Genomic DNA, 18860 nt, shown 5'->3' on the forward strand with positions numbered 1-18860 from the left:
TTCCGTCCTGTGAGGCGGGGAAGGAGGAAGCGTGTCATGACCATGCCTGCCTCGGAATCCGGCATCACCAAGCGCGTTGTTCTCGCAGCAGCAGACATCGACCGCGCGCTCACGCGCATCGCCCACGAGATCCTCGAGGCGAACAAGGGGTCGCGTGACCTCGTCCTCCTCGGTATCCCGCGCCGGGGCTTCCCCCTGGCCCAGCGGCTCGCCCAGAAGATCGCATCCGTGGACCCCTCGGTGGACCCGGACCTCATCACGGGCCAGCTCGACGTCACCATGTACCGGGACGACCTCCGCCGCAACCCCACGCGCTCCCCGCTCGCGACCCAGCTGCCGCCGTCGGGCATCGACGACAAGGTCGTGGTCCTCGTCGACGACGTCCTCTACTCGGGGCGCACCATCCGGGCGGCCCTCGACGCCCTCGCCGACCTGGGCCGGCCGCGCGCGGTCCGCCTGGCGGTCCTCGTGGACCGCGGCCACCGCGAACTGCCCATCCGCGCCGACCACGTCGGCAAGAACCTCCCGACGTCGTCCCGGGAACGCGTGCGCGTGCACCTCGCGGAGATCGACCTGATCGGCGGGTCCGCCGTGAACGAGGTCGTCATCGAGGGCGGCGCGTGAAGCACCTGCTCAGCACCCAGGACCTCTCCGTCCGGAACGCGCTGCGCCTGCTGGACGTCGCCGAGGAGATGGCCGCGGTGGGGGAGCGGGAGATCAAGAAGCTCCCCGCGCTGCGCGGCCGGACGGTGGTGAACCTCTTCTACGAGGACTCCACCCGCACGCGCATCTCCTTCGAGGCCGCGGCGAAGCGCCTCTCCGCGGACGTCATCAACTTCGCGGTCAAGGGATCGTCGGTGTCCAAGGGCGAATCCCTGAAGGACACCGCGCAGACCCTGGAGGCCATGAGCGCCGACGCCGTCGTCATCCGCCACCCGGCCTCCGGGGCACCGGCCCGGCTCGCGGCGTCGGGCTGGATCGACGCCGCCGTCGTCAACGCCGGGGACGGGACCCACGAACATCCCACCCAGGCCCTGCTCGACGCCTTCACGCTGCGCCGGCACTGGGCGCGGCTCGGGGGCACACCCAGCGCGGGGACCACCCTCGCCGGCATGAAGATCCTGATCGTCGGGGACGTCCTCCACTCGCGGGTGGCCCGTTCCAACGTCTGGCTGCTGACCACGCTCGGCGCGGAGGTCCTGCTGGCGGGCCCGCCCACCCTGCTCCCGGTCGGCATCGCGTCCTGGCCCTGCACCGTCTTCTACAACCTCGACGACGCCCTCGCGCAGCGGCCCGACGCCGTCATGATGCTCCGCCTGCAGGCCGAGCGCATGAATGCCGCCTTCTTCCCGTCGACGCGCGAGTACTCGCGGCGCTGGGGGTTCGACGACGGCCGGCTCGCACTGCTGGACACGATGGGCCTCGACGACACCGTGATCATGCACCCCGGGCCCATGAACCGTGGCCTCGAGATCTCCGCCGCCGCCGCGGACTCGCCCCGCTCCACCGTCCTCGCCCAGGTCCGCAACGGTGTCTCCGTGCGCATGGCCGCGCTGTACCTGCTGCTCTCGGGGGATCCGCGGGACGAGGTCGACGAACCCGGCAGCTACGACCGCTCCGACTCCCCGCCCATCCCGACCCCGGAAGGCCGCACCCCGTGACGACCAGCACCAGCACCACCGGCCCCACCCCGCCCGCTTACCTCGTCCGGGGCGCCTCGATCCTGGGCCGCGGCGTGCAGGACCTCCTCGTCCGCGACGGGGTCGTCGCCGCCGTCGGTGCCGCCGCGACGGCCGACGCCCCGACGGACGCCGGGACCATCGACGCCGGGGGCCTGATCGCCCTGCCCGGCATGGTGGACCTCCACACGCACCTCCGCGAGCCGGGCCGGGAGGACGCCGAGACGGTCGAGACCGGGTCGCGTGCCGCCGCGCTCGGCGGCTTCACCGCCGTGCACGCCATGGCCAACAGCTCCCCCGTCGCCGACACGGCCGGTGTCGTCGAACAGGTGTACCGCCTGGGCCTGGCCGCCGGCTGGGTCGAGGTGCGCCCCGTGGGCGCGGTCACCGTGGGCCTCGGCGGCGAGCGGCTCGCCGAGCTCGGCGCCATGGCCGAGTCGAGGGCGGCCGTGCGCGTCTTCTCCGACGACGGCATCTGCGTCTCCGACCCCGTCCTCATGCGCCGCGCGCTCGAGTACGTCAAGGCGTTCGACGGCGTCATCGCGCAGCACGCGCAGGAACCCCGCCTCACCGAGGGCGCCCAGATGAACGAGGGCGAGGTCTCGGCCGTGCTCGGCCTGGTGGGCTGGCCGGCCGTCGCGGAGGAGAGCATCATCGCCCGCGACGTCCTGCTCGCCCAGCACGTCGGATCGCGCCTGCACGTCTGCCACGTCTCCACGGCCGGGTCGGTGGAGATCATCCGGTGGGCGAAGGCCCGCGGCATCGACGTCACCGCCGAGGTCACCCCGCACCACCTCCTCCTGACCGACGAGCTGGTCCGCAGCTACGACCCGGTGTACAAGGTCAACCCGCCGCTGCGCTCCGCCGACGACGTGCACGCGCTGCGGGCGGCCCTCGCCGACGGCACGATCGACGTCGTCGGCACCGACCACGCCCCGCACCCGAGCGAGCACAAGGAGTGCGAGTGGGCGCAGGCCGCCATGGGCATGACGGGCCTCGAGACCGCCCTGTCCGTGGTGCAGCACACCATGGTGGAGACCGGCCTGCTCGACTGGGAGGGCTTCGCCCGGGTCACCTCGGTCAGCCCGGCCCGGATCGGTCGGCTCGGACACCAGGGGCGGCCCATCGCCGCGGGCGAGCCCGCCCACCTGATCCTCGTCGACCCGGCCGCGCGCTGGACCGTCGATCCGTCCACGATGGCCACGAAGGGCCGCAACAGCCCGTTCCGCGGGCTCGAGCTCCCCGGCAGCGTCCGGGCCGTCTTCTACGCCGGGCACCCGACCGTCCTCGACGGGCGCCTGGCCACGCCGCGCCCGTCGTCCGCCGCCACGACGGAGGAGGCCGCAGCATGGAATATCTAGGCTGGGTGGTGCTGACCGTCGCCATCATCGTCGTGATCGTCGCGCTCATGGGACTCGGCTGGCGCAACCGGCTGCGTCGCCAGGCGGACGTCCCCGCACCCCCGGAGCCGCCCTCGGACCCGGGACCCGTCCTGTACGAGGCGGAGGGACAGTACGTGGCGACGACGACGGCGGGGGACTGGCTCGACCGCATCGCGGTCCACGGCCTGGGCCTGCGGGGCAACGCCGTCGCCTCCGTCCACCGGGACGGCGTCCTGATCGCGCGCACCGGCGCCCGCACCGTCTTCATCCCGCGCGCCGACCTCACCTCGGTGCAGCTCGCCGGCGGCATGACGGGCAAGTTCGTCGAGAAGGAGGGGCTCGTGATCCTCACCTGGCGCCTCGGAACCCACGGTGTGGACACCGGGTTCCGCACGCGCCACGCCGCGCACAAGGCGCAGCTCCTCGCCGCCGCCTCCGCGCTCGTCCCGACCCGCGCACACCCGGGCACCGCACGCACCGACACCATCCCCGACCGCACTCCACCGACCCCCGAAGGCAGGGAACAGCTGTGAGCCATGCTCCAACACCGGCACCGGTCCACCGACAGGCACCCGCGGTGCTCGTCCTCGAGGACGGCCGCACCTTCCGCGGCCGCACCTACGGGGCCGAGGGCACCACGTTCGGCGAGGCGGTCTTCGCCACCGGCATGACCGGGTACCAGGAGACCATCACCGATCCGTCCTACGCCCGCCAGCTCGTCGTCCAGACGGCACCGCACATCGGCAACACCGGGGTGAACGCCGCCGACGCCGAGTCCCGCCGCATCTGGGTGGCCGGGTACATCGTCCGCGACGCGGCCCGCCGTCCATCCAACTGGCGCTCCGAGCAGAGCCTCGACGACCAGCTGCGCGAGCAGGGGATCGTCGGGATCGAGGGCGTCGACACACGCGCCGTGACGCGGCACCTCCGCGAGCGCGGGGCCATGCGTGCCGGCATCTTTTCCGGCGCCGACGCGGCGCTGCCCGAGGACCGGCTCGTCGAGCAGGTCCTCGCCCAGCCGTCCATGGCCGGCTCCCGGCTCGCCGAGGAGGTCAGCATCGAGGAGGCGTACGTCGTCGAACCCGCCGACCACGGCTGGTCCGGCGAGACGGTGGCCACCATCGCGGCCCTGGACCTCGGCATCAAGGCGATGACGCCCCGGCACTTCGCCCAGCGCGGCGTGCGCACCGTCGTCCTGCCCTCCGCCGCGACGTTCGACGACGTCCTGGCCGTCCGGCCGGACGGCGTCTTCATGTCCAACGGCCCCGGCGATCCGGCGACGGCCGACGCCCAGGTGGAGCTCCTGCGGCGCGTGCTCGACGCCCGCGTGCCGTTCTTCGGCATCTGCTTCGGCAACCAGATCCTCGGCCGCGCGCTCGGCTTCGGTACCTACAAGCTCCGCTACGGCCACCGGGGGATCAACCAGCCGGTCCTGGACCGCCGCACCGGCAAGGTCGAGATCACCTCGCAGAACCACGGGTTCGCCGTCGACGCGCCGCTCGACGGCCCCGTCGAGGCACCGGCCGGCGCCTACGGCCGGGTCGAGGTGAGCCACGTGTCCCTGAACGACGACGTCGTCGAGGGCCTGGCGTGCCTGGACCTCCCGGCCTTCTCCGTCCAGTACCACCCCGAGGCCGCGGCCGGTCCGCACGACTCCGCGTACCTCTTCGACCGCTTCATCGACCTGATGCGGGCCGAGAAGGACCGCACCGGTGACCAGCCCGCCTCCGACAGCACAACCCAGGAGAAGAACTGATGCCCCGCAGAACCGACCTCAAGAGCGTCCTCGTGATCGGCTCCGGGCCGATCGTCATCGGGCAGGCCGCCGAATTCGACTACTCGGGAACGCAGGCGCTGCGCGTGCTGCGTGAGGAGGGCCTGCGGGTCATCCTCGTGAACTCCAACCCGGCCACGATCATGACCGATCCGGAGTTCGCGGACGCCACCTACGTGGAGCCGATCACCCCGGACGTCGTCGAGAAGATCATCGCCAAGGAACGCCCGGATGCCCTGCTGCCCACCCTGGGCGGACAGACGGCGCTGAACACGGCCATCGCCCTCGACAAGAACGGCGTCCTCGACAAGTACGGGGTGGAGCTCATCGGCGCGAACATCGCCGCGATCGAGCTCGGCGAGGACCGCGAGAAGTTCAAGGGCGTCGTCGCGCGGTGCGGCGCCGAATCCGCCCGGTCCTCGATCATCCACACGCTCGACGAGGCCCTGGCCGCCGCGGAGGAGCTCGGCTACCCGATGGTCGTCCGGCCGTCCTTCACGATGGGCGGCCTCGGCTCCGGCCTCGCGTACACCGAGCAGGACCTCCGCCGGATCGTCGGCCAGGGCCTGCAGTACAGTCCCACGAGCGAGGTCCTCCTCGAGGAGAGCATCCTCGGGTGGAAGGAGTACGAGCTCGAGATGATGCGCGACAGGAACGACAACGTCGTGGTCGTGTGCTCCATCGAGAACGTCGATCCCGTGGGCGTGCACACCGGCGACTCCATCACGGTGGCACCGGCCCTGACGCTCACCGACCGCGAGTACCAGCGCCTGCGGGACATCTCGATCGCCGTGATCCGGGAGGTCGGCGTCGATACGGGCGGCTGCAACATCCAGTTCGCCATCGAACCCGACACGGGGCGCGTGGTCGTCATCGAGATGAACCCCCGCGTCTCGCGTTCCTCCGCCCTCGCGTCGAAGGCCACCGGGTTCGCGATCGCCAAGATCGCGACGAAGCTCTCCCTCGGCTACACGCTCGACGAGATCCCCAACGACATCACGCTGAAGACCCCGGCGTCCTTCGAACCGACCCTCGACTACGTGGTGGTCAAGGTGCCGCGCTTCGCGTTCGAGAAGTTCCCCGCCGCGGACCCCACGCTGACCACCACCATGAAGTCGGTGGGGGAGGCCATGGCGATGGGCCGCAACTTCACGGAGGCGCTGCAGAAGGCGCTCCGCTCCCTCGAGCAGAAGGGCTCGCAGTTCTCCTTCACGCCCGTCCCGGCCGGCGAGGTGGACGCCCTCGTCGAGGCAGCCCGGCGCCCCACCACGGAACGGCTCGCGCAGGTGCAGCGCGCCCTGCTCGGCGGCGCCGGCGTGGAGCGGATGTACGAGGCCACGGGGATCGACCCCTGGTTCCTCGACCAGCTGGAACTCCTCAACGAGATCGCGGAGGAGATCCGCTCGGCGCCGAACCTGACGGAGGACGTGCTGCGGCGCGCCAAGCGCCACGGGTTCTCCGACGAGCAGATCGGCTCCCTCACCTCCACGCCCGAGGCCGTGGTGCGCGGGGTGCGGCACGCGCTCGGGATCCGCCCGGTCTTCAAGACCGTGGACACCTGCGCGGCGGAGTTCGCCGCCTACACGCCCTACCACTACTCGTCCTACGACGAGGAGGACGAGGTGGCGCAGCACGAGAAGCCCTCGGTGATCATCCTCGGCTCCGGGCCCAACCGGATCGGGCAGGGCATCGAGTTCGACTACTCGTGCGTCCACGCCACGATGGCGCTGCGGGAGGCCGGCTACGAGACGGTGATGGTCAACTGCAACCCGGAGACGGTCTCCACGGACTACGACATTTCCACGCGCCTGTACTTCGAGCCGCTGACCCTCGAGGACGTCCTCGAGGTCATCGCGGCCGAGCGGCGCACCGGCGGGGTCCTCGGCGTCTTCGTCCAGCTCGGCGGGCAGACGCCGCTGAAGCTCGCCCAGGAACTCGCGGACGCCGGGATCCCCATCCTCGGCACGTCCCCCGAGGCCATCGACCTCGCCGAGCACCGCGGGGCCTTCAGCCGCGTGCTCGACGCCGGCGGCCTGATCTCCCCCAAGAACGGCACCGCGGTGTCCTTCGAGGACGCGAAGACGATCGCCGACGACATCGGCTACCCGGTGCTGGTCCGGCCGTCCTACGTGCTCGGCGGCCGCGGCATGGAGATCGTCTACGACGAGCCGAACCTCTCCCGCTACATCAGCAACGCCACGGAGATCACGGAGGCGCACCCGGTGCTGATCGACCGCTTCCTCGAGGACGCGATCGAAATCGACGTCGACGCGCTGTACGACGGCACGGAGATGTACCTCGGCGGCATCATGGAGCACATCGAGGAGGCCGGCATCCACTCCGGTGACTCCGCGTGCGTGCTGCCGCCCATCACCCTCGGGGCCGATGTGCTGCAGCGCGTCCGGACGGCCACGCTCGCCATCGCCGAGGGCGTCGGCGTGCGGGGGCTCATCAACATCCAGTTCGCCCTGGCCTCCGACGTCCTGTACGTCCTGGAGGCGAACCCCCGCGCGTCGCGGACCGTGCCGTTCGTCTCGAAGGCGACGGGCGTGCAGCTCGCCAAGGGCGCCGCCCTCATCGGCACCGGGGTCACGGTCGCGGAGCTGCGCGAGCGCGGCATGCTGCCGGCCCGGGGCGACGGGGGGTCCCTGCCCCTGGATGCGCCGGTGTCCGTCAAGGAGGCCGTGCTGCCCTTCAGCCGGTTCCGCACGCCCGAGGGCACGGTGGTGGACTCGCTGCTGGGTCCCGAGATGCGCTCCACCGGCGAGGTGATGGGCATCGACAAGTACTTCGACACGGCGTTCGCGAAGAGCCAGGCCGCGGCGAACGCGGCCCTGCCGGTGCAGGGCAAGGTCTTCGTCTCCGTCGCGAACCGGGACAAGCGCGCCATCGTGATGCCGGTCAAGCGGCTCGTGGACCTCGGCTTCGAGATCGTGTCCACGGGCGGGACGGCGGACGTCCTGCGGCGCAACGGCATCCAGGCGACGACGGTCCGCAAGGTCGCCGAGGGTACGGGCGCACACGGCGAGGGCACCGTCGTCGACCTCATCACCGAGGGCGGCATCGACATGATCATCAACACGCCCTCCGGCGGCCAGGCGCGCGGCGACGGGTACGAGATCCGCGCTGCCGCGACCTCCTACGGTCTCCCGGTCATCACGACGATCCCCGAGGTGGGGGCCGCCGTGCAGGCGATCGAGGCCATGCGCTCCTACGAGTGGTCGGTGACGAGCCTCCAGGAGCACGCGGCGAACCTCCGGGCGTCGACAGCGGTCCGCGATGCCTCCTGAGGCGGGTGCCGCCGCGGGCCGAGCCCCCTTCGGGGAGCGGCTCGCGGCGGCGCGGGCGGATCGGGGGAGCCTCTGCATCGGCATCGACCCGCATCCCGGGCTGCTCGCCGCCTGGGGGCTGGAGGACACCCCGGCGGGCCTCGAGCGGTTCTCGCTGACGGTGCTCGACGCCGTCGGGCCGGTCGCCGCGGCCCTCAAGCCGCAGGTCGCGCTGTACGAGCGCCACGGCGCACGCGGACTCGCGGTCCTCGAGACGCTGCTGGCCCGCGCGGCCGACGCCGGGGCCCTGACCATCGCGGACGCCAAGCGCGGCGACATCGGGTCCACCATGCAGGCCTACGCCGAGGCCTGGCTGGGGGAGGGCCGCCCGCTGGCCGCCGACGCCGTCACCCTGAACCCGTACCTGGGATTCGAGTCCCTCCGTCCCGCACTCGATCTTGCCGCCGCGACCGGGCGGGGCGTGTTCGTCCTCGCCCTGACCTCCAATCCCGAAGGCCGGTCGGTGCAGCATGCGGGCGGGGACGCGTCCGTGGCGCGGTCCGTCGCCTCCGCGGCGGGCGCGGAGAACGCCGGGCCCCGGCCGGGCCACGTGGGACTCGTGGTCGGCGCCACGATCGGCGACGCGGCACAGCGGCTAGGACTGGACCTGCCCTCCCTCAACGGGCCTGTCCTCGCCCCCGGCGTCGGTGCCCAGGGGGCCGGGCGCCGCGAGCTGGAGGCCGCGTTCGGGGCGGCCCTGCCGCTCGTGCTGCCGACGTCGAGCCGGGCGATCCTCGCCGCCGGGCCCGATGCGGCGTCCCTGCGGGCCGAGGCGGAGCGCACCCGCGACGGGCTCGCCTGAGCACGGGCGCGCATTGATTTCGGAGGCGTGTGCCCGGTAGGTTCGTTGCACCGGGCCTGCCGGGCCCCACCTCCTCCGGATGACGTCCATGCGTGTCCGGCGGTCCACCCGACCCGGCCACGACGAGCGGTCGCCGCGCTGCGTGGTGCCGTCCACTGTAGGGAGCAGCAGTGAGCCTGAAGCCATTGACGGATGACGAACGGACCCGGGCACGCGAGAAGGCGACGGCGGCCCGTGCGGTCCGGGCGGACATCAAGTCCCGGCTGAGGACCGGTAAGCTTTCGGTGGCGGACGTGATCCAGAACCCCGACGGCGACGACGCCGTGGGCCGCCTCAAGGTCCTCGACCTCCTCAAGGCCCTGCCCGGCGTCGGCGACGTGCGGGCGGCCGCCATCATGGCGGAGGTGGGCATCGCGGGGACGCGCAGGGTCCGCGGACTCGGCATCCACCAGCGCAAGTCCCTCGTCACGTATCTCGAACACCACCAGTCTGGCTCGGCCAGGAAGTAAGGAAGCATTAGTGTCACAGCCCCGGTTGACAGTCCTGGCCGGCCCGACGGCGGTCGGCAAGGGAACAGTCTCGACCTACATCCGGGACAACTATCCGGCTGTCTGGCTCTCCGTGTCGGCGACCACCCGCCCGCCCCGCCCGGGGGAGATCGACGGCGTGCACTACTACTTCGTCTCCCCGGAGGAGTTCGACCGGCTCGTCGCCGAGGAGCAGTTGCTGGAGTGGGCCGTGGTGCACGGCCGCAACCGCTACGGCACGCTGCGCCGGACCGTGCAGGCCGCGATGGACGAGGGCCGGACCGTGCTCCTGGAGATCGACCTGCAGGGAGCACGTAAGGTCAAGGAGACCATGCCGGAGGCGAACTTCGTGTTCCTGGCGCCCCCCAGCTGGGACGAGATGGTGCGTCGGCTCGTGGGGCGCGGCACGGAATCGCCCGAGGAACAGCAGCAGCGGCTGGAAACCGCTAAACTGGAACTTGCCGCCGAGCCGGAATTCAACCACACCGTCGTCAACGACAGCGTGGAGCATGCGGCAGACGAGCTCGTATCACTGATGGGACTGCGACCGCTGGAGCGCTGAAGTGCGCTGAACCGGCCGGTCCCGCCTAATTTTTTGGAGAACTCTGTGTCAACTCAGCCCGAAGGCATCATCAACCCGCCGATCGATTCTCTGCTGGAGGCCTCGGACTCGAAGTACGCCCTCGTGATCTACGGCGCCAAGCGCGCCCGCCAGATCAACGCGTACTACTCCCAGCTCCACGAAGGTCTCTTCGAGTACGTCGGCCCGCTCGTCGACACCCGCCTGAACGAGAAGCCCCTCTCGATCGCCCTGCGCGAGATCAACGAGGGCATGCTCGTGTCCTCGCCCATGGAACAGTCCGAGTAGTTCCGGCAGCCCGGAGCACGGACAGCCAGTGCGCGTAGTCCTCGGTGTCGGAGGAGGGATCGCGGCCTACAAGGCCGCATCCCTCCTCCGCCTTTTCACGGAGTCGGGCCATGACGTCACCGTCATCCCCACCGACGCCGCCACCCGTTTCGTCGGCACCGCCACGTGGGAGGCCCTCTCGGGCCACCCCGTCAGCAACAGCGTCTGGGACGACGTCGACAAGGTGAACCACGTGCGCCTCGGGCACGAGGCCGACCTCATCGTGGTCGCGCCGGCCACCGCCGACGTCCTGGCGCGGGCCGCGGCCGGGCTCGCCAACGACCTCCTGACCGGCACGCTCCTCATGGCAAGGGGTCCCGTGGTCATGGCTCCGGCGATGCACACCGAGATGTGGCAGCACGCGGCGACCCGCGCGAACGTCGAGACCCTCCGCTCGCGCGGCGTCACCGTCCTCGACCCCGCGTCCGGGCGCCTCACCGGGGCGGACTCCGGCCCCGGCAGGCTCCCCGAACCCGCGGAGATCTTCACGGCGGCCATCGCCGCCGGACAGTCCGCCGGGGACGCCCGGGGCAGCCTGCAGGGCCGGCGCGTCACCATCTCCGCGGGCGGCACGCGTGAGGCCCTCGACCCGGTGCGGTTCCTCGGGAACCGGTCCTCCGGCAAGCAGGGGATGGCGCTGGCCGAGGCCGCCCTCGCGCAGGGCGCCCACGTGACGCTCGTCCTCGCCCACGCCGAGGTGGCACCTCCCGCGGGCTGCGAGGTGGTGCGTGTCGAGTCCGCCCTCCAGCTGCGCGAGGCCGTCCTCGGCGCGCTGCCCACCACGGACGTGCTGATCATGGCAGCCGCCGTCGCCGACTTCCGGCCCGCGGAGGTCACCGCCACCAAGATCAAGAAGACCGAGGACGGCACGGACCCGGTCATCACCCTCGTCCGGAACCCCGATGTGCTCCGGGAGGCCGTGCTCGCCCGCGAAGCCGACGCGCTCCCACTCGTCATCGCCGGCTTCGCGGCCGAGACCGGAGACGCCGCCGCCGACCCCCTGACGCACGCCCGCGCCAAGCTCGGCCGGAAGGGCTGCGACTTCCTGGTGCTCAACGTCGTCGGCCCGGACCGGGTGTTCGGCAAGGACTCCAACGAGGTCACCATCCTCGACGCCGACGGCGGGTCCGAGCCGGTCCGCGGCTCCAAGCGGGTCGTCGCCGACGCCGTCGTCGCCCATGCTGCGCGCCGGCTGGCCCGCTGATCCCCGGGCGAGACTGTCCCTCCGACCAAGTAGAGTGAGCACGTGAATTCTCCCCGCATCGATTCGCCCCTGCGCCTGTTCACCTCGGAATCGGTGACCGAGGGCCACCCCGACAAGATCTGCGACCAGATCAGCGACGCCATCCTCGACGGCCTGCTGGAGCAGGACCCGGATTCACGCGTCGCCGTGGAGACGCTCGTGACCACCGGGCTCGTGCACGTGGCGGGAGAGGTGACCACCGAGGCGTACGTGGAGATCCCGGACATCGTCCGCAAGACCATCCTCGGCATCGGCTACGACTCCTCCGCCAACGGGTTCGACGGCGCCCGCTGCGGCGTGTCCGTGTCGATCGGACAGCAGAGCGCCGAGATCGCCTCCGGGGTGTTCACGTCCCTCGAGACCCGCGAGGGCAGGGGCGTGGATCCCTACGACGCCCAGGGCGCGGGGGACCAGGGCATCATGTTCGGCTACGCGAGCGACGAGACCGCGGTGCTCATGCCCGCCCCCATCTGGCTCGCCCACCGGCTGTCCGAGCGACTCACCGCCGTCCGCAAGGACGGCACCCTCCCGTACCTCCGCCCCGACGGGAAGACCCAGGTCACCATCGGGTACGACGGCGACCGCCCCGTATCGATCGACTCCGTGGTCATCTCCTCCCAGCACTCCGCCGAGGTGTCCCTCGAGGAGCTGCGCGCCGGTCTCGTCGAGCACGTGGTCACCCCGGTCCTCGCCGAGTCCGACCTCGACGCCTCCTCGGTCCGCCACATCCTCAACCCCGGTGGCGCCTTCGTGATCGGCGGCCCGGTGGGCGACGCCGGACTGACCGGGCGGAAGATCATCGTCGACACCTACGGCGGCATGGCCCGCCACGGCGGCGGCGCGTTCAGCGGCAAGGACCCGTCGAAGGTGGACCGCTCGGCGGCCTACGCCATGCGGTGGGTCGCGAAGAACGTCGTGGCGGCCGGCCTCGCCCGCCGCGCCGAGATCCAGATCGCCTACGCCATCGGCATGGCGCAGCCCGTCGGCATCTACGTGGAGACCTTCGGCACCGAGACCGTGGACCCCCTGAAGATCGGGGAGGCGATCCGCGAGGTCTTCGACCTCCGGCCGCTCGGCATCATCCATGCCCTCGACCTCAAGCGCCCCATCTACCAGCGCACCGCCGCCCACGGCCACTTCGGCCGCGAGGAGGACGGCTTCACCTGGGAGCGCACCGACCGCGTGGACAAGCTCAGGAGCTACTTCAACGCCTGACAGGGGAGGGGGCGGGCGGACACCATGACGCACACCACCCGCGTGTCCGAGACGACCGAGGGCCAGCTGTCGCTGCTGCACGGCTTCGGGGCGGCCCGGCTGCCGCAGGCCGATCCCGAGCGGGCGTCGTCGCTGCCCGTCGCCCGGGTGATCCTCGACGCGCAGCTGCCCCACCTCGACCGGTTCTTCGACTACGCCGTGCCCGCGGCCATGGACGCGGAGGCGCAGCCGGGCGTCCGGGTGAAGGTACGGTTCGCCGGGCGGGAGCACGCCGGTTTCCTCGCCGAGCGGGTCGAGGAGGCCAGCACGACGGCGACGCTCCTGCCCCTCGCGAAGGTCGTGTCCCCCCAGCAGGTGCTCACGCCCGGTGTCCTCGCCCTCGCGACGGCGGTCGCCGCGCGCTCGGTCGGCACCGTGAGCGACGTCCTGCGGTCGGCCATCCCCCCACGCATGGCACGGGTCGAGGCAGAGTTCGACGAGCCGGGCGCTGCCGCGGACCCTCCGACTCCGCCCTCCGAAGACCCGGAGGCCTCCGCCGTGCCGCCGGACCTGCTGCCCGTCGCCGCCGGGCGGGCGGCCTCCGGGGGCTTCCGGCGCTACCCGAACGGCTCCGCCTTCCTGCAGCACGTCCGCGCCGGGGAATCGCCCCGGGCGGTACTCACGAGTCTCGGCGGGTACGGTGCGATGGCCTGGCACGAGGAGATCGCCGACGCCGTCGCGGCCGCCGCGTCCTCGGGCAGGGGAGCGGTCGTCGTCGTCCCCGACCAGCGGGACCTCGCACGCGTGGAGGCCTCCCTCGTGGCGCGGCTCGGAGCGCCCGCGGTAGCCCGGCTGACGGGCGAGGACGGCGCGACCCCCAGATACCGCAATTTCCTGCGCGTCCTCCACGGAGCGGCGACCGTCGCCGTCGGCACGCGGTCCGCCGCCTACGCGCCCGTCCAGAACCTCGGACTCGTCTGCCTGTGGGACGACGGCGACGACCAGCACGTCGAGCAGCGTGCGCCCTACCAGCACGTCCGCGACGTCCTGCTGCTGCGCGCCGAGCAGTCCGGGGCGGCGATGCTGCTGTCCTCCTTCGGCCGCACCACGGAGGCGCAGCGCCTCGTCGACACCGGCTGGGCGCATGCCATCCAGGCCGACCGCAACGAGGTCCGCCGGTCGGCGCCCCGCGTCCTCCACGCCGCGGACGCCTACCAGATGGAGCGCGACCCGCTGGCCGCCCAGGCACGCATCCCCCACGCGGCCTGGGCCGCCGCACAGGCCGGGCTGAGGACCGGCCCCGTCCTCCTGCAGGTCGCGCGCACGGGCTTCTCCCCGGCGCTGGCCTGCGACCGGTGCCGCCACGCCGCGCGCTGCACCGCCTGCTCCGGGCCGCTGGCCCAGCCCGGGCGGCACGCGCCGCCGGCCTGCCGGTGGTGCGGACGCCCCGACAACCACTGGGCCTGCCCCGAGTGCGGCGGCACCCGGATGCGGGCCACCGTCGCGGGCGCCACCCGGACGGCCGAGGAACTGGGTCGGGCCTTCCCCGGGGTCCCCGTCATCTCCTCGGCGGGCGAGCATATCGTCGACGACGTCCGCGACGTGCCGGCGGTCGTCGTCGCCACCCCCGGGGCCGAGCCCGTGGCCGCGGGAGGGTATGCCGCCGTCATCCTCCTCGACGGCAACGCCCTGCTCAGCCGCGAATCACTGCGGGCAGCGGAGGACGCCCTGCGCCGCTGGTTCTCCGCGGCGATCCTCGCCCGTCCCGCCGCCGCCGGCGGGACCGTGGTGATCACCGGCGACGACGACGTCGCGGTGGGCCACCTCGTGCGGTGGGATCCCGCCGGCGCTGCCTCCCGTGAACTGGCCGAGCGCCATGAGCTGGGGCTCCCGCCGGCCGTCCGGTACGCGGTGCTCACGGGGACCCGGGAAGCCCTCACGCACTTCCTCGACGGGCTGGAAACCGACGGCGCGGTGCGTGTCGTCGGTCCCGCGCCCGTCCCGCCGGATGTCCGGCGGGAGGCCGTGCTGGCCGCCCGCGCCGCCGCGGGCGAGGCGAAGGGCGCCGCTCCGGCGGCGGCCGCGCTGGCAGGCCACGACAGCCACCGCGTGCTGCTGTTCTTCTCCTACCGGGCGGCGGCCGGCGTCACGAAGCTGCTCCGTGCGCGACGGGCGGCGCTCTCCGCCCGGCGGACGGGCGAGCCCGTCCACATCCGGCTGGACGCCATCGACGTGCTCTAGCTGTACCGGGTCAGGGCGTCCGCGACACTCCGGTGATACGTGGGGTGCCGATACCGCCGGCGGATGACGATCTCCGCCACGAGGAGATTCACCAGCCATCCGGACCCCATGAGCAGGGCCCGCAGCGTCACGCCGGGCGGAGTGCCGACGAGCTCCGGCAGGATGAGGATCAGGGCCTGGGTCCCCGCGCCGAGACCGATCGCGTAGGCGCGGGTCATCCACGCGCCGTGGGCCCGGAGGTCACCGCGGATGACGGCCCGGACGCCCAGCAGGAGACTGAGGGCCATCCCGGTCCCGAAGAGGAGCCGGAAGGCGAGGAGGAGCGAGCCGTCACTGGGCGGGAGTGCGGAGAAGCACGCCATCCACAGGCCGGTCAGGGCCGCCACCAGGCCGGCGGGGAACAGGATCCTCCCGGCCTTCCTGTGCCAGGTCCGTCTGCCCTGCCGCAGCGACGGGACGAACTGGAAGGCCCCGAGCAGGGTGTACACGGTGGCGCCGAGGATGTGCAGGACCACCGGAACGGGGAACTCGACGAAGCGCGCATTCTGTTCCGTGATCTCGGGCAAACCGGCCAGCTCCGTGACGCGGACAGCGCCCGCGAGCACGGGGATGAGGCCCAGCAGGATCAGGCCCGCCGGTATCATCCACACTGGTCGGCGCCGTGGCTCGGTCGGTGGTCCGGGGGTGGTCTCCGCTGGTCGTCCGATGCTCGTCATGGCCGTCCTGCCCTTCCCTGCTGTCCGTCGTAGCCGCGATGCGTGATCGGTCGATCACCGATGGGGCGTAGAGTGTACGGTGTACACTCCGTGGATCCGACCCTAGGTGTACGTTGTACACCCGTCAAGGGCCGATCGCGTCGAGAATGGGGAGATGGTCAGCACATGGCAGGACGCAGGACGCCGCGGGCGCCCCTGAGCAGGGAGGCGGTCCTCGGTGCTGCCGTCGCCCTCGCGGATGAGCAGGGCGTGGGGAGGCTGAGCATGCGGACCCTGGCCGAGGCCCTCGGGGTGGTGCCCATGGCGCTCTACAAACATGTCTCCGGCAAGGAGGACCTCCTCGACGGCATGGTGGACGTGATCGTGGCCGAAATCGCTCCGGCGCTCGAGGGGCACGACTGGAGGACCACCGTCCGCAGCAGGATCCTCTCGGCCCGGTCCGTGCTCCGGCAGCACCGCTGGGCCCGTCAGGTCCTCGAGACCCGCACCACCAGGACCCCGGCCGTGCTCGCCTACACGGACTCGTTCATCGGCATGTTCCTCGACGGCGGATTCTCCGTGGATCTGACGCACCACGTCATGCACGCGCTGGGCAGCCGGATGTGGGGCTTCACCCAGGAACTCTTCGATGCCCCGGATCCGGCGGAGCCGTCGTCGTCGGCCTCGCTCCAGCCCGATGCGGCGCAGCTCGAGGAGATGGCCCGGCGGTTCCCGAACGTCCTCCGGATCGCCATGGCATCGGCGCACGATGACGACGGCGTGGTCGGGCGCGGGTGCGATGACCAGTTCGAGTTCGAGTTCGCCCTCGACCTGCTGCTGGACGGCATCGAGGGCCTCCATGCCCGCGGGTGGACGTCCGCGCGGACGTAGCGGTCGGCGCCGACGGTCAGGGCGTCAGCCGCCAGCCGTCCGAGTCGACGTCCACGAGCAGCGGCGGTCCACCGGGCAGCCGCCGCCGGCGCAGGGCGAGGACGATGGCTTCGGCCGGCGCCTCGACGACGAACGTCTCGCCACGGAAGCAGTCCGCGGTCTCCTCCACGGTGGAGGACACATCGCAGGGATCCACCAGCTGCACGCGCGCGGCGACCCTGCGACGTTCGAGCCACGACGGCGGTTCGGCCCCGGTGGCGAGCAGGATCGCCGTGGCCGGGCACTGCAGGTCGGTCATGGGTGATGAGGTCCGATCGGGGAGGCCGGTGGGTAGGGGAACAGCGCCCATCCTACGGCCGGGTCCATACGTGCAGGTGACGGCGACGATCCTTCTGCTCCCGAGGCCTCCAGTAAGCAGGGAAGGACAGCGCAGCCCGGGCCGCACCTTCCGGACCCGGAGGCTAGCGGGGAAGGGCCATGATCCATTCCGAGAAGTCCATGAGTTCGGTCCCGGTGAGCACCGCCGCCGCGCCCCTGTCCATGGGGTCGGCGAGGAGGGCCAGCGATTCCGGCGGGAGATCCTTCGTGGACTCCCAGACGGTCGACCCAGGCGATGCCGAGTCGGGCCAGCACAGGAAGACGAGCGGGCCCGAGCCGGTGGACTCCGCGACGCCGACCCGGTGGTTGAGCAGATCGACGATTTCGCGCGTATCCATCTGCCCGGCCACTTTCCCGGCAGTGAGGAGAACGCCTGGCTGCAGGATGCCTTTGCGCCCGCGGGGTAGCGGGAGCCACTCGGCCCGCAGGGTCGCGCCCTGCCAGGACGGAGTGTCGCCGGGCACGGCGGGGGTGGTGGTCTGCTGCCGGGGGAACCGCTCCTGCACGTAGGCGACGATGTCGTCGTAGCCGATGTTGATCGTGGTCGCAGTGAAGAGCTTCTCGCCGTTAACGTCCCTCACGTCGATTCCGCCGTACTGGTTGAGTGCCGGACGGACCGACCCGATCTCGGTCGCTGCGACGACCCGCGTCGCTCGGAACCAGGGGCGGATTGTCAGGTGCTTGTCGAACGCCTCGACCCGGAACCGCCGGATGCCCATCGCGAGGACGACGAAGAGCGCTCCGGCGACCGCGATCCCGGCTCCGGCGATGAGGGGAGCCGGCGAATCCGTCTGCTCGGATTCCACGACCGCAACGAGCGTGAAGAAACCGCCGATCACCAGGAAGACGATGCCGAGCACACGGAAGAGGACGGACTGCCAACGACGATTCTCCACGACGAACAGTGCCCCCGTGTCAGCGTGCGGGCCGGCCGACGGACGGCCATTCCGGTCATTTCGGCGGACGGCCCCTTTGACGATCGCGGGGATCAGTATGGACAGCAGAACTGCCGCGACCACGGGAAAGATGATGGGAGGCATTCACCGAATGTATTGCTTGTCTCGCGCATCCTGTGTCCGCAACGCGGTCCGGGCGCCGGCATCGTCTGCTGATCAGCGTCGCGCACCAGTTCCAGTGCTGTGCTTGTTCAGCTCGTGAATGTGTCGCTTCTCGTCGGACGTGAGTTCTGAGAGGGCCAGGATGTCCTGCAGTACGGCGGACTTGCCGGCGATGTACCGGTGGATGTCCATGCCTGACCGGCTTGCCAACTGGTGCTTCACGGCAACACGGGTGGCAGACGCGGTCAATGCACACCTCCAGAGGCGCCAGATTGTCGACGTCGCACTCCGCCGCCAAAGGAACTCCGCGATCACCATGAAGGCAGCCGCGGAAGCGGACCCTGTCTTTCGCCGGTGGTGGGATGAAGGAATGAAGGACAAGCTGCCACGGGCAGAAATGTGGTTGAACGCGAACGCTGCATCGCTGAGGGAAGCACTGAAGTAGAGCGTGCAAGGATCCGAGGGGGAATGGCGAGTTCCATCCGAGCTGCATGCCTAGCCATCCCCATCTCGAGAACGATCTCTTGGTGGAGCTGGTTGGGTTCCCGGGTAGGAGTCCAGTGGTTGTGTGAGTTTCGCATCCGATAATGGGTGCAGGAGGAGATTCACGAATCATGGCACGTAGACATACCCCGGAGCAGGTCATCGCGAAGGTCCGGCAGGGCCAGAAGATGCTCAATGACGGACGCCCGATGATCGAGGTCGTCAAGGAACTCCAGGTCACCGAGGCAACCTGGTACCGGTGGCTGAACCAGTACGG

At 71.4% G+C, this 18860-nt stretch carries 17 protein-coding genes and 1 pseudogene; 15 read left to right on the forward strand and 3 right to left on the reverse strand.

Going from position 1 to position 18860, the window contains the following annotated elements:
* Window positions 1-42: 42 nt before the first annotated feature.
* The 13 genes from pyrR (at window position 43) to ACSGDB_RS08660 (ending at window position 15078) form a co-directional block, all read left to right on the forward strand.
* Window positions 43-624, forward strand: coding sequence for a bifunctional pyr operon transcriptional regulator/uracil phosphoribosyltransferase PyrR (pyrR, locus tag ACSGDB_RS08600; protein WP_434994178.1), 582 nt, complete (start codon window positions 43-45; stop codon window positions 622-624).
* On the forward strand, window positions 621-1661 hold the full coding sequence (locus ACSGDB_RS08605) for an aspartate carbamoyltransferase catalytic subunit (RefSeq protein WP_434994149.1): 1041 nt from the start codon (window positions 621-623) through the stop codon (window positions 1659-1661). The genes pyrR and ACSGDB_RS08605 overlap by 4 nt, the downstream gene beginning before the upstream one ends.
* On the forward strand, window positions 1658-3040 hold the full coding sequence (locus tag ACSGDB_RS08610) for a dihydroorotase (protein ID WP_434994151.1): 1383 nt from the start codon (window positions 1658-1660) through the stop codon (window positions 3038-3040). The genes ACSGDB_RS08605 and ACSGDB_RS08610 overlap by 4 nt, the downstream gene beginning before the upstream one ends.
* Window positions 3028-3594: a hypothetical protein gene (locus ACSGDB_RS08615; RefSeq protein ID WP_434994153.1), complete on the forward strand. Its 567-nt coding sequence runs from the start codon at window positions 3028-3030 to the stop codon at window positions 3592-3594. The genes ACSGDB_RS08610 and ACSGDB_RS08615 overlap by 13 nt, the downstream gene beginning before the upstream one ends.
* Window positions 3591-4817 (forward strand): glutamine-hydrolyzing carbamoyl-phosphate synthase small subunit, encoded by a 1227-nt coding sequence (gene carA, locus ACSGDB_RS08620; RefSeq protein ID WP_434994154.1) that lies wholly within the window; start codon window positions 3591-3593, stop codon window positions 4815-4817. The genes ACSGDB_RS08615 and carA overlap by 4 nt, the downstream gene beginning before the upstream one ends.
* Window positions 4817-8125 (forward strand): carbamoyl-phosphate synthase large subunit, encoded by a 3309-nt coding sequence (carB, locus tag ACSGDB_RS08625; RefSeq protein ID WP_434994155.1) that lies wholly within the window; start codon window positions 4817-4819, stop codon window positions 8123-8125. The genes carA and carB overlap by 1 nt, the downstream gene beginning before the upstream one ends.
* Entirely contained in the window at window positions 8115-8966 is an 852-nt protein-coding gene (gene pyrF / locus ACSGDB_RS08630; protein WP_434994156.1) for an orotidine-5'-phosphate decarboxylase, read from the forward strand. Before carB ends, pyrF begins: the two co-directional genes overlap by 11 nt.
* A gap of 170 nt (window positions 8967-9136) precedes the next feature.
* Entirely contained in the window at window positions 9137-9475 is a 339-nt protein-coding gene (mihF, locus tag ACSGDB_RS08635; protein WP_434994157.1) for an integration host factor, actinobacterial type, read from the forward strand.
* Between the two features lie 10 nt (window positions 9476-9485).
* Window positions 9486-10055, forward strand: a complete 570-nt coding sequence (gmk, locus tag ACSGDB_RS08640) for a guanylate kinase (RefSeq protein ID WP_434994158.1) — start codon at window positions 9486-9488, stop codon at window positions 10053-10055.
* A 45-nt stretch (window positions 10056-10100) separates the two neighbouring features.
* The gene (rpoZ, locus tag ACSGDB_RS08645) at window positions 10101-10361 is read left to right on the forward strand and encodes a DNA-directed RNA polymerase subunit omega (protein WP_043445516.1); all 261 of its coding nucleotides are present in this window, start codon (window positions 10101-10103) and stop codon (window positions 10359-10361) included.
* Between the two features lie 28 nt (window positions 10362-10389).
* A complete protein-coding gene (gene coaBC, locus ACSGDB_RS08650) occupies window positions 10390-11604 on the forward strand; it encodes a bifunctional phosphopantothenoylcysteine decarboxylase/phosphopantothenate--cysteine ligase CoaBC (RefSeq protein ID WP_434994159.1) in 1215 nt (404 codons plus the stop codon).
* A gap of 42 nt (window positions 11605-11646) precedes the next feature.
* Window positions 11647-12858, forward strand: a complete 1212-nt coding sequence (gene metK, locus ACSGDB_RS08655; RefSeq protein ID WP_434994160.1) for a methionine adenosyltransferase — start codon at window positions 11647-11649, stop codon at window positions 12856-12858.
* A gap of 24 nt (window positions 12859-12882) precedes the next feature.
* Complete coding sequence (locus tag ACSGDB_RS08660; protein ID WP_434994161.1) at window positions 12883-15078, forward strand: primosomal protein N'; 2196 nt, start codon at window positions 12883-12885, stop codon at window positions 15076-15078.
* On the opposite strand, the gene ACSGDB_RS08665 is transcribed toward ACSGDB_RS08660, so the two are convergent.
* Window positions 15075-15794: a DUF2306 domain-containing protein gene (locus ACSGDB_RS08665; protein ID WP_434994163.1), complete on the reverse strand. Its 720-nt coding sequence runs from the start codon at window positions 15792-15794 to the stop codon at window positions 15075-15077. The genes ACSGDB_RS08660 and ACSGDB_RS08665 overlap by 4 nt on opposite strands.
* Window positions 15795-15959: 165 nt before the next feature.
* Here ACSGDB_RS08665 and ACSGDB_RS08670 point away from each other — a divergent pair, with 165 nt between their 5' ends.
* Entirely contained in the window at window positions 15960-16664 is a 705-nt protein-coding gene (locus tag ACSGDB_RS08670) for a TetR/AcrR family transcriptional regulator (protein ID WP_434994164.1), read from the forward strand.
* Between the two features lie 16 nt (window positions 16665-16680).
* Here ACSGDB_RS08670 and ACSGDB_RS08675 read toward each other — a convergent pair whose 3' ends face one another.
* Together ACSGDB_RS08675 and ACSGDB_RS08680 are read right to left on the reverse strand one after the other, a co-directional pair.
* Window positions 16681-16962 carry a hypothetical protein gene (locus tag ACSGDB_RS08675; protein WP_434994166.1) on the reverse strand — a complete coding sequence of 94 codons (282 nt, stop codon included), beginning with the start codon at window positions 16960-16962 and terminating at the stop codon, window positions 16681-16683.
* Window positions 16963-17125: 163 nt separating this feature from the next.
* On the reverse strand, window positions 17126-17938 hold the full coding sequence (locus ACSGDB_RS08680; RefSeq protein WP_434994168.1) for a hypothetical protein: 813 nt from the start codon (window positions 17936-17938) through the stop codon (window positions 17126-17128).
* 776 nt (window positions 17939-18714) lie between these two features.
* Here ACSGDB_RS08680 and ACSGDB_RS08685 point away from each other — a divergent pair.
* A pseudogene (locus tag ACSGDB_RS08685) lies at window positions 18715-18860 on the forward strand (IS3 family transposase); the annotation flags it as partial.

The sequence above is a fragment of the Arthrobacter sp. Ld5 genome, from assembly GCF_051172775.1.
Taxonomy (GTDB): Bacteria; Actinomycetota; Actinomycetes; order Actinomycetales; family Micrococcaceae; genus Arthrobacter_D.